At 61.5% G+C, this 13,346-nt stretch carries 7 protein-coding genes; 5 read left to right on the top strand and 2 right to left on the bottom strand.

From position 1 onward, the window contains the following. Positions 1-22: 22 nt before the first annotated feature. The gene (locus tag AC1RRJ_RS09920; RefSeq protein WP_493122115.1) at positions 23-934 is read left to right on the top strand and encodes a LysR substrate-binding domain-containing protein; all 912 of its coding nucleotides are present in this window, start codon (positions 23-25) and stop codon (positions 932-934) included. 159 nt (positions 935-1,093) lie between these two features. On the opposite strand, the gene AC1RRJ_RS09915 is transcribed toward AC1RRJ_RS09920, so the two are convergent. Then, complete coding sequence (locus AC1RRJ_RS09915; RefSeq protein ID WP_493122113.1) at positions 1,094-2,161, bottom strand: citrate synthase/methylcitrate synthase; 1,068 nt, start codon at positions 2,159-2,161, stop codon at positions 1,094-1,096. A 78-nt stretch (positions 2,162-2,239) separates the two neighbouring features. Here AC1RRJ_RS09915 and AC1RRJ_RS09910 point away from each other — a divergent pair, with 78 nt between their 5' ends. Further along, on the top strand, positions 2,240-3,364 hold the full coding sequence (locus AC1RRJ_RS09910) for a citrate/2-methylcitrate synthase (RefSeq protein ID WP_493122111.1): 1,125 nt from the start codon (positions 2,240-2,242) through the stop codon (positions 3,362-3,364). A gap of 424 nt (positions 3,365-3,788) precedes the next feature. Further along, positions 3,789-4,568 (top strand): hypothetical protein, encoded by a 780-nt coding sequence (locus AC1RRJ_RS09905; protein ID WP_493122109.1) that lies wholly within the window; start codon positions 3,789-3,791, stop codon positions 4,566-4,568. Between the two features lie 355 nt (positions 4,569-4,923). Here the strand turns inward: AC1RRJ_RS09905 and AC1RRJ_RS09900 are convergent, their stop codons facing one another. Further along, positions 4,924-5,448 (bottom strand): PraA/PraB family alkane oxidation protein activator, encoded by a 525-nt coding sequence (locus tag AC1RRJ_RS09900; RefSeq protein ID WP_493122107.1) that lies wholly within the window; start codon positions 5,446-5,448, stop codon positions 4,924-4,926. A gap of 739 nt (positions 5,449-6,187) precedes the next feature. Here AC1RRJ_RS09900 and AC1RRJ_RS09895 point away from each other — a divergent pair. After that, positions 6,188-6,712, top strand: coding sequence for a PraA/PraB family alkane oxidation protein activator (locus AC1RRJ_RS09895; protein WP_493122105.1), 525 nt, complete (start codon positions 6,188-6,190; stop codon positions 6,710-6,712). Positions 6,713-7,622: 910 nt separating this feature from the next. Next, the gene (locus tag AC1RRJ_RS09890) at positions 7,623-13,280 is read left to right on the top strand and encodes a putative Ig domain-containing protein (protein ID WP_493122103.1); all 5,658 of its coding nucleotides are present in this window, start codon (positions 7,623-7,625) and stop codon (positions 13,278-13,280) included. The last annotated feature ends 66 nt before the right edge of the window (positions 13,281-13,346 follow it).

Genomic DNA, 13,346 nt, shown 5'->3' with positions numbered 1-13,346 from the left:
ACTCGCCGCCTATGGCGATGCCATGCTTCGGAAGGCACCACCGCTCGAGTCCATCGAGATATTCGTTGCCGCTGCGCAAGGTGAAAGCCTGCGCGCGGTGGGGCGCCGGCTCGCGCTCAGCCCGTCGGCGGTCAGCCGGCGGGTCGGCGCGCTTGAACAATTCCTCGGGACCCGGCTGTTCGACCGTGCCGACCAGTCACTGACCCTGAACGCCGTCGGCGCGCGCTATCTCGAGGATGTGGCGCCGGCGATCCGGAGCATCCAGAATGCGACCGAGGCGATCCGTTTCAGCGAGAATCGCTTGCTGCGCGTCGCCACCTCACACAGCCTCGCGGGTTGGCTTCTCCCGCGCCTTCCAACGCTTCAGGCCCAAGCGGGAGTATCTGTCGAAATCACAGCCACCCGCGACGTTCAAGCGCTCACCTGCGGCGAGGTGGATCTTGCTATCTGGGGCGATCTCAAGGTGCCGTCCGGAATTGAAACAACCCATCTGCTGACCCCGGAGGCGATACCTGTCGCGGCTCCCCGCCTCGCCGACGGGCGCACCGCGCCGCGTATCGAAGCCGAACTGTCCCGCTACCCCCTTGTCTCGGTCCGCAAACCGGTCGGTCTTTGGGAGCGATGGTTCGCCATGGCAGGTCTCGAGGCAAGCGCACTGAGCCTGCGGAGCTTCGACACGCTGCAACTTGCCTATGAGGCTGCGGCCGCTGGAGGCGGGATCACGCTGGCGGTTCCGTTGGTGTCGAACAGCTTCCTTGCCGGCGGCAGGCTGACGGCCTGCACGCGCCGCGCCTTTCCGCTGGGTGCACGCTATCAGTTATACCGTTCGACCGAACGCCGGCGACACCCCCAAGGCGCCCCCTTCAAGGCGTGGCTCCACGAGCAAATCGACAACTCCGTCGCAGAGTTTCGAGACATGTTGCGCGCTCAATAGCATACGGGGCTCGCCTGCATCCGGAACACTTGCGCCCCCGGCTCAGATTGGCCGGTTTGAGACGGTCCGCTTTCAATAAGGAAATACGGAAGTGTCGAAAAGCGGACATCGCGACATATCCCCACATGTCTGTGACCCGCACAAGACGCTGGACTACCTTCAGGCTGCGTCCTTCGTCAAAGGCTCCACATAGCGGGATGCCGGGCGGATCAACCGGCCGGTCAGCGCCTGTTCGCGGGCATGCGCCAGCCAGCCCGCGACGCGGCCCATGGCGAAGACTCCGGTGAATACATGCTTTGGAAATCCCACCGCTTCCAACAGCAATGCCGTATAGAATTCGACATTGGTTTCGAGCACGCGATCGGGTTTGCGACGATGGAGCGCTTCGAGCGCAACCTGCTCGACACCTTCCGCAAAACGCAATCGCGCATCGACATCTCCGAACAACCGGAGCGCGGCCTTGAGCGCATCGGCGCGCGGGTCGCGCGTGCGATAGATACGGTGTCCAAATCCCATAAGCCGTTCGCCCTCGTCCAGCGCACGCTCGATCCAGCCGGCGCTGTCGCCCTCCTCCGCAATCGCATCGAGCATCTCTATGACCGGACCGGGCGCGCCGCCGTGCAGCGGGCCCTTCAGCGCGCCCAGTCCCGCGAGGACAGACGAGGTCAGCCCCGCCTGCGTGGAGGCGACCACCCGTGCAGCGAAGGTCGAGGCGTTCAGACCGTGATCGCTCACAGCAACGAGATAGGTGTCGAGCGCGAGCGCGCCGTCCGATCGGCCCAACATGCGGATGACATCCGCCGCGTGGCCGGCATTGGTCGAAGGCTCGATTGGTTCATCACCAGCCTGCAAACGAATCAACGCCGGAAGGAGCACCGCGGGAGCCGCGAGCAGACGCAACGCATCGGGCAGCACTGTGCCATCGGGCAGCATGGCCATCGCGGCGCGCATACCGTCATAGGCGGGCAGTCTCGACATCGGCCCTAGCAACTCCCGCACCCTTTCGAACACATCGACGCGAGCGGCGCCCAGCCTTGCAGCAAATTCCGCCGCGTCGGGCAAATCGTCGAAGAAGCCGGTAAACAGCAAATGCGCAGTCTGTTCGAAGGTCCAGCGCCCGGCCAATGCGACAAGCGGATATCCGCGGATGATCAACTGCCCCTCGGCACCGCGTACGTCCGACAGGACCGTTTCGGCCGCCACGACGTCTTCAAGACCATTGTTCATTTTCTTCGCTCCTTGACTGGCGAGAAGCAAAATGATCCCTTGAGCATAGTGAATCAATCTTGATCAAATGAATCAATCATGCGCGAATGGATGACCCGGGACGAAGTACTGGCCAGGCTCAACGTCCGGCCCCAGACACTTTATGCCTATGTCAGCCGGGGCCAGATCGAACGGCGCGCCGATCCCGCAGACCCGCGGCGCAGCCTTTATCGGGGCGACGACATTCTGGCGCTGGCCGATCGGCGCGCACGCGGGCGCCGACAGACATCGGTTGCGGCGAGCACATTGGCATGGGGCGAGCCGGTGATCCCCACGGCTATTGCCACGGTCAGTCACGGGGAGTTGATCTATCGCGGCGCGACCGCCACGACCCTCGCCGCGCACATGGGGCTCGAAGAGGTTGCGGCGCTGTTGTGGGAACAACCGGACGTCATTGTCTTTCCGGAAGTCGCCGTTGAAGGCGATCCGTTTCAGGCTCTCGCCGCATTGGCTGGAAGAGCTCGGTCGCTCATCGGCAGGCCCGCCGCGAAGCTGGTGAACGAAGGCGCGATATGTGTTGCCGCGATGGCCTCGGCTTTCGGCGCCGTCGGGAAGGGACCGATCCATGAGCGGCTTTCCGCGGCGTGGGCCGTCGACACTGAGGGCGAGGAACTGGTTCGACAGGCGCTGGTCCTGCTCGCCGATCATGAACTCAACCCATCGACGTTTGCGGTACGTATCGCGGCCTCGACGGGCGCCGGCATGCCCGCCGGCATCCTTGCCGGGCTCGCGACCCTGTCCGGACCGAAACATGGCGGCGCGGGGTCAGCTCTGGAATCGTTGCTCACTGAGGCGACCAATATGGGCGCCGACGCAGCGATAGAGCGCTGGCTCGCGGCCGGGCACGGGCTGCCGGGATTTGGCCACCCGCTTTATCCCTATGGCGACCCGCGTGCGGGCGCCTTGCTCGCGCATATCCAGCCGGACGGAGAGCTTGCGATGCTACGGGATGCCGTCATGGACATGTTGGGACTACAAGCCAACATCGATTTTGCGCTCCTCGCGATCGCGCGCCGATACACCTTGCCACCGCGATCGGGCTTCGCGCTGTTCGCTATCGCCCGAACGGTGGGCTGGGTGGCGCATGCGCTGGAGCAGGCGTCAACCGGCGCAACCATCCGGCCCCGCGCGCGATACCAGGGCCGAAGTCAAAAAAGCACCTGAGCATGGCCTCCCAATATAGTTTTCGATCATGGACCGGACGCCATGCAGAGCGCCCGGCTAAGCCGCGAATGACGATCGACGGGACTGTTCAGCGAACAGCCGGCGGGACCTGACCGTTTTTAGGCCTGTGGAGCTTCAATTTCCACGAGACGATCTCCGCAATCAAGTCAGAAAGCCTTCAGCCGGTGATGCGGGATCGTTGAAACCGGAGGATTCGAGCCGACAATCATTCATCGAGCGCATGCGGCGAAGCCGCAGCCCTTCGAGATTGAGCATCGCGCCAAAGGGCGGTGGCGTCGTGTTTCCCCTGACCATTTGCCGCACCGGGCGACGATGACCGGATTCATGGTTGGCCAGAATGGCTTTGATGCCTTAGAGCCTTATGATCGCGGGGGTTTTGTGGCTTTAAAAGGACAGGATCGGAATGACAGGGATCAAAATGAAATGGCTGGCCAGCGCTGTCGTTGCAGGTGCTTTGAGCTTCGGCGCGCCTGCGCTCGCACAGAAAGCCGACAGGCAATTGCCGGGCCAGCTCGACGAAAACAGCCAACGCGACGGTCGGCCTTATCAGGTGCGCACAATGACGCTTGAAGCCGGTAAGCGCTATGCTTTTACTGCGGAGTCGGAAGAGTTTGATCCCGCACTCAGACTCTCTTTCGCCAATGCCGACGACGAGGAAATCGCCGAAGACGACGATGGTGGCGAAGGCCGCAATGCCTATCTCGAATTTGTACCTGCACGGAGCGGCGAATACCGGTTGCGTGTGATCTCGGTGGGCGACGACATGGGAAGCTATACGCTGAATGTGCGTGAACTGGCGCCTCTACCGGCGCCGCAGCAGCCGGTGGTGGTGGGCAACAGCTCTATCGCCTTCAAACATTATGCCGGTGCCCTTACGCGGACCGACGGCGAAATTCGCGGTCGCCGTGTCGATGATTATCTGTTCCGCTTCGAAGCGGGCAAGCAGGTCATGATCTTCATGGACCGTGACGCCGACGGCCTCGATCCGGTCATCGAAGTCCATGCCGGCAGCGACCGCTATAGCACCGACCCGATCGCGAGCGACGACGATGGCGGTGACGGGATGAACGCCTTTCTGACCTTCACGCCGGAAGAAAGCGGCGAGTATATCGTCCGCGCGACCAGCGCGGGTAGCGAGCGCGCCATTGGCGGCTACAAGCTGCGGGTCGGACAACAGCCCTGATCGACGGGCGGGGGCGCATGGCGCGCGGTTGCGTGCCAGCTCCGGCGCCTGTGCCTTGATGCTCACCATGTGCAGGCCAGCCGCAGCAACGGGCAGTTCGGCGGCCTGCCAATGGGCATGGACCTTTATGGCGAAGTGCCTGGAACAAGGAGGCGAAGATCGTTTGTCCTCGCCGCTGATATCGTGGCTCGAGATCGTCTCCGCGCCATCCTCCACCCGCCGGCCAAGCTTCATTGCGACGGAAGCGATCGATACAAGCGCAGCCTATGCCGGGTGACGGTGAATGGGCGTGATGCTGGCGACGTGCTCGTACGCGAGGGGCACGCCGTGATCAGAAACGATTGGCGCTAGGCAATCAGTTTATGCTGACGTTCCCCGTCATTGAACCAGTCACTCTCAGTCGCGATCCGGCGTGCAAAGTGCACGGTGTGGCTGCTGTTACATTGTACATAAGTACAGCTTCGGATGCTGTAGCATTGAACCAAGGAAAATTAATTGTGGGAGCAATGCAGGTTCCGACTGGCGTGTTTAAATAGACGTTCTGTACTAATACCCATCCGCCCGGTTTCGCCAATAGCTCTATAGGAAGGTCGACATATCCTACGTCATCAGGGTCGCAATTTGACCAAAATCCCAGTGTTGTGTTGGTCAGCATGATAGTGCTCGAGTCCGCGACATAGCCATCGATTGAAACGTTACAGGTCGTCCGGCCTAACCAGCCGAACAGACTGATGTCCAACGAACCGGAAATTTTTATCAACGTACCGGTTGCCAACGGACTCCCGCTCGCATCGGTCCACGTCTGAGCTTGTACCGGAGACGCTGCTGCCATGCCCAACGCAGATATTGCCATGATGCTTTTGATGATGCCCATTTTCATCGACTGCCCCCTCCCAAGTCCGAAATGATTGCGAAGAATCCGCCTCCGCAACTGATAGCATACATCAAAATACGCAGTTTAGATAGTCAATGCTATCGTTTCAAACTTTCGCTGAGGATTGTCGTCATTCGGAACGGCTAGAAGCTAGCCGGCGGCGGGAAGGCTATCAGCTTGCGCGCGATGTGCGGCTTCAGCGAGAGTCAGGCGCGCCTCTTCGGTCTGGATACACAGCGTTTGTGCTATCCTCGTGCGCTCTTCTGTGCTCGCAGCGACAAGCGCTCCCAATCGAGGTGCATGGCGCCGCAGTTCGAAATGACCTGCCCCTTAATCAGGGGCCTATTCCCACGGGCCGCTCGGCGTGGCTAGGCTGTTTCTGAAGATCGATACGACGATAGCCGCGTGGCGGGATCTTCCACGCAATGGCCGCAACTTCGGATACCCGCGCACGCTGGAAACGCGTTCTTGCCAACGGCAGCCCTCGATCTCAGCCACCAATTGTATTACTCTACATACAAATTGACAAATGGGAGGCGTCCGGTCAACTTGCTCCTCAACGAGGAGCTTCCGTGTAAACACCCGGAACGGTGGCAACTCCCACAAACTGACCCTGCTTCGGCGGGGTTTTTCGTACCCCCGAAAAAGATAGTCAGCGCTATCCAAATCTCAAATTTCACGTACAGGGCGATATGCGTAGAGATTAATCTACACATTTTTCTCGTAATTTGAGAGGGGAAAACCGATGAAAATGACATACAGAAGCATAATTTTTGCAATTTCGGTGTTCGGAATGGTCACTTCATCTGAACAAGCTCAAACATGGACCAATTTTAGCGGCACGCCACTGTTACTCGGTGAGATGATAACGGCAACTGGTTCGATAGACGTCAGCGCATTGGGCTGGATGGGCCGTAAAACTTGCAACGTTTCATTCACGGGCCATGTTTCTGGATCAGATGAAATCACCCTCACCAATCAATCCGATGGCTTCATTTCGAACTGCACGATCGATTTTGAAGGAGAGCTAGAACTTCCGATCATTTTAAATGCAGAATATAACGGATCCGGATTTCGAGCAGTTGCCTATAACGTCAACTACCAAACACCAGTCAGTACATGCCTCTTTTTAACGTTTCCGTTTAACTGGAACAATTTTACGTCGACGGCGGCGCTTACGAATAACCTTACGTCCGGGATATGCTCAATTCATAGCTTCTCAAATCTGCATCTGACGGGTGCTACGGTTGGCACCCTCAAAATCAACTGATCGACAGGCCAGAGGAACGGCTCAGCAAGACGATTGCCGGGTAACCATTCTGTTTCGGCATGCGTGGTGCACGCGAGCTCTGCGTTGACCGCATCGACATCTGCCGGAGGCATAAAAATCAATTGACCTATAACATCTGAGCGCCGGCACTCCGGCGAGCCTCGCCGTGCGCTGCCAATATTACATGAGACCGAAAAAGCTCCGTCGAAAGGCGGGGCTTTTTGGTGAGCGCTGACTATCCTGCAAATCCAGGGAACAGTTTCGCAGGGTTGACGGGGAAGTGCCAAACGCGATGCATGACAGCAATCGTGTGCCCCTGATCGTGGTCGACAAATGTCACCATTTGAAATTCACCCGCGCCCAGGCAAGCTAAGGATTTATGAGCCGGCTCCTGTACGGGTGGGAACGACATTGGCGAAGCAGTGACAATCGACGATTGCCCCGCGCTGAAGGAAGTCACGAAAAATCTAATAATTTCAATATGAAAAAATGTAATATTTTGAAATATATGGACATTATTGAAGCCGCCATGAAAATAAATTTCCCAGAATTTTCAACTTATTAAACAAAGTTGTCCGACTTTTTACAGAAGTATTTAAATGAAACCTACTCCTCCGGACAGGAACAATATAATTTCATAGATATAATTTCATTTTGAGCTATAGTTGTTGCGGGGAATGCCGCATGACTGGCATATATATAGTGCAATTCACGGCGCCCGGGTCAGAGTCTTTCACGCATGCCAGCGCCGTCGCGCTGCATAGTGCACGATGAGAAACGGCGGGGGCCAACGATGCAGCAGCGTTTGCAGCGAAACAGCATCCATCACTTTTCCTGGGCAACGCCCGCGAGCATCTTTTTCTTTGCACTCATTGCAGCGATAATATTTCTTGTCGCGCCCGACCGCGCGATGGCTGCGGGCGGAACCTGCAGTATCAATATGGGGACGGTCGCCTATCGCTCTACCGGCAACACCCATGTGCTGAGCGGGACCCAGAACACCGCAGAGTTTCTGGCATGCGATCCGCGATATCCGGCCCCCGACAGCGGCATAGCCGCACCGAACAGTGGCACCACGACCGGAGGCGGATCATGGTCCGCCGTCACCAATGTGGCTGACGATACCATTACCTATACTCCCCATCCGAATTTTTCGGGAACCGATACATTCACAATGTATTTCTGTAACGACGTGAACTGTTCGGGCGCAGGTCGTCTTACCGCAACCGTCACCGTCACCGTCGCTCCACCGGTTCAGACATTGACGCCGACATCCTTGCCGTCGGGCACCGTCGCCATAATCTATAGCGCAAGCACGCTGACGGCATCGGGCGGCGCATCCCCCTATAGCTTCAGCGTTTCCGCCGGCAGCCTGCCCCCCGGCCTTTCGCTGGGAAGCGTTTCTTCGCCCAATGCAACGACAAGCACCGTCGTGCTTTCGGGTACGCCCACGGGCGGCGGCACCTATAATTTCAGCATTCGTGCGCGCGACAGTTCGACGGGCAGTGGTCCCTTCGATGTCATCAATGCCTATACCGTCACCATCGTGGCGCCGACAATTTCGGTTTCACCAGTGACCATCCCCAATGGTACGGTCAACACGGCCTATAGCGCCACGCTGACGGCGTCAGGCGGCACCGCCCCCCGTAGCTGGTCGGTCAGCAGCGGCGCCCTGCCCAGCGGGATGACGCTGAGCGCCGCGGGCGTCATCTCGGGCACACCAACCCAGAGCGGATCCTTCACCTTCGTCGCACGCGCACAGGATAGCAGCAGTGGCGGCGGACCCTATGCCGGAACACGCAGCTATACATTCAGCATCGCCGCCGTTCCCGTCGTGGCCGGTGCGGTCAGCGCGACAGTGGGGCATAACAGCAGCGGCAATCCGGTCACGCTCAACCTCTCGGGCGGCGCGCCGACCAGCGTGGCGGTCGCCACGGCCGCGGCTCACGGAACGGCGACCGCCTCCGGCACAAGCATTACCTACACGCCAACGCCGGGTTACGCCGGTGCGGACAGCTTCACCTATACCGCGACCAACCCGGCCGGCACGTCCGCCCCCGCCACCGTCACCATCACGGTCAGCCCGCCAACGATTACGATTGCACCAGTGACGCTCTCGGCGCCCGTCATTGGTAGCCCGTACAGCGCGACGATCACCGCAAGCGGTGGGCAGCCGAATTATGGTTTCCTTGTGACGGCGGGGGCTTTGCCTACCGGCTTGTCTCTGTCGGGCACGGGCGCGATTTCGGGCACGACAACGGCAACGGGCACCTTCAACTTCACCATTACCGCTACCGACAGTTCGACGGGCACCGGTGCGCCCTTTACGGCCAGCCGCGCCTATGGCTTCACGATCGTAGCACCCGTGGTGACACTGACCCCCGCAGCAGGGGCGCTGCCCGGCGCGACCGCGGGCGTTCCCTATACGCAAAACATCACCGCAACCGGCGGCACGACACCTTATGGTTTTGCGGTGACTGCGGGTTCGCTGCCCGCCGGAGTGACACTGTCCGGCACCGGGGCGCTTGCGGGCACCCCAACGGCAGGCGGCACCTTCAACTTCACCATCACCGCTACCGATGGCAATGGCTTCATCGGGGCGGGGGCATATTCCGTCGCTGTGGCGCTGCCCGCGCTCACGCTCGGCGGGGCATTGCCAAATGGGGTTCCCGGTCAGGCCTATAGCCAGAACGTGAGCGCAAACGGCGGCCTCGCGCCCTATAATTACATGCTGCAATCCGGGACCTTGCCTTCCGGGATCACGCTGTCGGCCACAGGCTTGCTTTCGGGCGTTCCCAGCCAGACGGGCTCGTTCAACCTTGTCATTCGCGCCAATGACAGCACCACGGGAACCGGCCCGGCCCTTGTGGATCAGAGCTTCACCCTGGTCATCGACCCGCCCATACTTGCGATTGCGCCCACAACCCTGCCCGACGGGCTGATCGCCGCCGTTTATAACCAGGGGCTGACGGGCAGTGGCGGCACCACGCCTTACAGCTTTACCCTCGATAACGGTGCGCTTCCGGGCGGGGTGACACTTTCTACGGGCGGCGTGCTGTCGGGTACGCCGACAACGCAGGGCAATTTCGCCTTCGATGTCCGCATGGCCGACAGCACCACGGGCGGCAGCTATAATGTGGTCAGAAGCTATACGATCGCGGTCGCTTCACCGATGTCGGTGACACCGCCAAGCCTGCCTGCCGGACAGGTGGGCAGCGCGTATAGCCAAACCATCGGCGCGATAGACGGCGCGGCACCCTATAGCTTCTCGGTCAGCCCGGGAGCGCTGCCCGCCGGACTCTCGCTGTCAAACGGCGGCGCGCTCACGGGCACGCCCAGCGCCAGCGGCAGTTTCAACTTCACTGTCACCGCCACCGACAATGGCGGCGCAACGGCTACCCGCAACTACACTCTGGTCATTGCCGGAGCCACGCTCACAATTGCACCCTCAACGCTCCCCGCCATGACCTTCGGCACGCCGGTTTCGGCGACGATCACGGCCAGCGGCGGCACCGCTCCCTACAGCTATGCAGTTCCGCCCGGAACTTTGCCGCCCGGCCTCGCGCTCGCGACCGACGGCACGCTTTCGGGCACGCCAGGCGCAGCAGGCAATTTCAGCTTCACCGTCACCGCGACCGACAGTTCGACCGGCGTCGGCGCGCCCTTCTCGGTCAGCCAGGCTTATAGCGTCACCGTCGGCGCCGCGACGCTTCTCATCGCGCCGTCCGGGCTTCCGGCCGCCACAGTCGGAGCCGCCTATAGCCAAAGCGTGTCAGCCAGCGGCGGTACGGCGCCCTATAGTTTCAGCATCGGCACCGGCTCGCTACCCGCAGGACTGACATTGGCGAGCAACGGCGCAATTTCGGGCACGCCCATAGCAGGCGGCAGTTTCGCCTTCACGGTCGACGTCATGGACACGTCGCCTGGCGGCCCCTTTACGGCAACCCAATCCTACACGCTCGCTGTTGCCGCCGCCACGCTCACAATCGCGCCGGCGACGCTGCCCGCGGGGATGGTCGAAGCCTCGTATAGCGCCACGCTCAGCGGATCGGGCGGCACCGCGCCCTATAGCTATGCGATCACATCGGGGGCGCTGCCTGCCGGCCTTTCGCTTTCCCCCACCGGCGTCATTTCGGGCACGCCCGCTGTGCATGGCAGCTTCGCCGTCACCGTGACCGCAACCGACAGTTCGAGCGGCACCGGGCCGTTTACAACGGCACAGAGCTACACTTTGACCATCTCGCCGCCCTTGCCGCCGATCGCCAACAATGTCAGCGCCAACATCGCCTATGGCGCCACAGCGACCCCGATCGCCCTCAGCCTGTCTGGCGGGACCGCGGCGAGCGTCGCCGTGGCGACGCCGCCTTTGCATGGCACCGCGACGATTGCCGGGCTGACCATCAGCTACACCCCCGCGGCGGGCTATGCCGGCCCCGACAGCTTCACCTATGTCGCGGTCAACGACGGCGGCACGTCGGCGCCCGCGACAGCGGCGATCACGATAGGCGCTGCCGTCGTCGCGGTCGGCCCCGCCAGCCTTGCTGCCGGGCAACAGGGCGCCGCCTATTCGGCCACGCTGGCCGCAAACGGGGGCATCGCACCGTACAGCTATGCTGTCAGCGCGGGCGCTTTACCCACCGGCCTGTCGCTCGGCAACGCAGGTGTCATTTCCGGCACCCCGACGCAGAGCGGTGCCTTCGCTTTCACCGTGACCGGAACCGACAGCTCGACTGGCGCGGGGCCGTTCAGCGGCGCCACCGCCTATACGCTCCAGATCGCATTGCCCGCGGCCCCCAGCGCGCGGGATGCGCCCGGCACTTCGGTTCCCGGATCGACGGTTCAGAGCGCCACGTCGGTCGATATCGATCTGTCGGCGCTGGTCGACGGAAACTACAGCAATATCCTTATCGATACCCAGCCGCAGCATGGCGCCGTGACTATCGCAGGCAATTTCGTGGCCACCTATCGCCCGACGCCCGGCTATCAAGGCGCCGACAGCTTTACCTTTGTGGCGACCGGCCCGGGCGGCAGTTCCACGCCGGCGCGCGTGACGCTGTCAGTCGTCGGCGCAGTACCCGTCGCGCGCAGCCTGTCGGCAACATTGCTCAACGGCCGCGAATTGACGCTCGACCTCACGACGGGCGTAGCCGATGGGCCGTTCACCGCCGCAACCATCGTCTCGATCACACCGGCGAATTCGCTTTCGGCCGAACTGGTTCCGGGCGGCAGCGCGAATAATCGCAGCTATGCGATGACATTGAAAGCGATCGGCCGCTTCAGCGGATCGGCGGTGGTGCGCTATACACTCAGCAATGTCTTCGGCACGTCGCAAGTTGCATCGGTCACCGTGATGGTCGAGGCGCGCCCCGACCCCTCGCAGGACCCCGTGGTGAATGCGTTGAGCGCGGCGCAGGTCGAGGCGACACGACGCTTCGCGAGTACCCAGCTCGACAATTTCGCGCGCCGTAACGAACAGCTCCACGGCAACGGCAGCGCAAGCCGCGGAAAACAGCTTGGCATGCGCGTCACCGGCGGCGATCCCACGATAACCCGCGACGGACGGTTGACGGCCGACGGCCGTGACGAACCCGAGACGATCGTCAGCATGCGCGGCCTGCGCGGCGTGCAACTGGCTGATGCGTCAGACGGCACCTCGCCGGTGCTCGCCGACATGGCCACGACGGACGGCGCCACCAACCCGTCGTCGGGCGAACGCCCGACCGGTTCGGTCGAAATGTGGACGGGCGGCGCGCTGTTGATCGGCACACGCGACGCGAGCACGCGGCGATCCAAGCTGCGTATTTCGAGTTCGGGGCTGAGCGCCGGGCTCGACCTCAAAGTCGGCGAGGCTGTGACGATCGGCTTGGGCGGGGGCTATGGCTTCGACCGCACCAAGGTCGGACAAGATGACGAAGGGCGGCTGGATGGAGAAAGCTGGGTGGGAGCGCTCTATGGAAGCGTCACGCCGGCGAAAGGCATGTTCATCGACGGCGTCGTCGGCCTTGGCGGACTGGACTTCAAGACGCGTCGTCTGGTGGGAGCCAATGGCATGACGGCATATGGTCGGCGCGACGGAAGCATGAAATTCGGTTCGCTCGCAACGGGGTTCGAGTGGTCAGGCGATCGCTGGCGCTTTTCCGGCTATGGCCGCGCCGAATATATGGCGGCAAAGCTCAAGGCCTATGCCGAAAGCGGCGCCGACATTTACAACCTCTCCTTCGCGCGGCGCGAACCCGAATCCTTTGCCGGCATACTCGGCGGGCGGGGCTCGATCGCGCTACCCGCGAGCATCGGCCTGCTCACCCCGCGCGGCCGGATCGAGTGGCGCCACGAGTTCAACCGCAGCGGGGCCCAAGCGCTGGATTATGCCGACATCGTCGGCGCCAACGGTCTGGGCTATGGCTATCTGATCGATGACGACCACTGGGCCCGTGACGAGATCCAGCTGGAGATCGGCACCACGCTCGACATCGAGAGCGGCTGGACCTTCGGCATTGACCTTGGTGGACGTTTGGGCTCGGGAACCGCTTTGGGCACCGCCAAAATCAGCGTGGCAAAGGAGTTTTAGGCAGCAGACGCCTTATACAAATGAATGACCGCTTTCGGGCAAAGAGCAATTACGGCTCGAATAACC

It is taken from the genome of Sphingopyxis sp. GW821-FHT12C06 (assembly GCF_058807415.1).
This window is presented reverse-complemented; position numbering and strand designations above follow the sequence as displayed.

Coding starts and splice junctions, on each gene's coding strand:
- AC1RRJ_RS09920 (WP_493122115.1), top strand. CDS start 23: ATGCTTCGGAAGGCACCACCGCTCGAGTCCATCGAGATATTCGTTGCC.
- AC1RRJ_RS09915 (WP_493122113.1), bottom strand. CDS start 2,161: ATGAACAATGGTCTTGAAGACGTCGTGGCGGCCGAAACGGTCCTGTCG.
- AC1RRJ_RS09910 (WP_493122111.1), top strand. CDS start 2,240: ATGCGCGAATGGATGACCCGGGACGAAGTACTGGCCAGGCTCAACGTC.
- AC1RRJ_RS09905 (WP_493122109.1), top strand. CDS start 3,789: ATGACAGGGATCAAAATGAAATGGCTGGCCAGCGCTGTCGTTGCAGGT.
- AC1RRJ_RS09900 (WP_493122107.1), bottom strand. CDS start 5,448: ATGAAAATGGGCATCATCAAAAGCATCATGGCAATATCTGCGTTGGGC.
- AC1RRJ_RS09895 (WP_493122105.1), top strand. CDS start 6,188: ATGAAAATGACATACAGAAGCATAATTTTTGCAATTTCGGTGTTCGGA.
- AC1RRJ_RS09890 (WP_493122103.1), top strand. CDS start 7,623: ATGGCTGCGGGCGGAACCTGCAGTATCAATATGGGGACGGTCGCCTAT.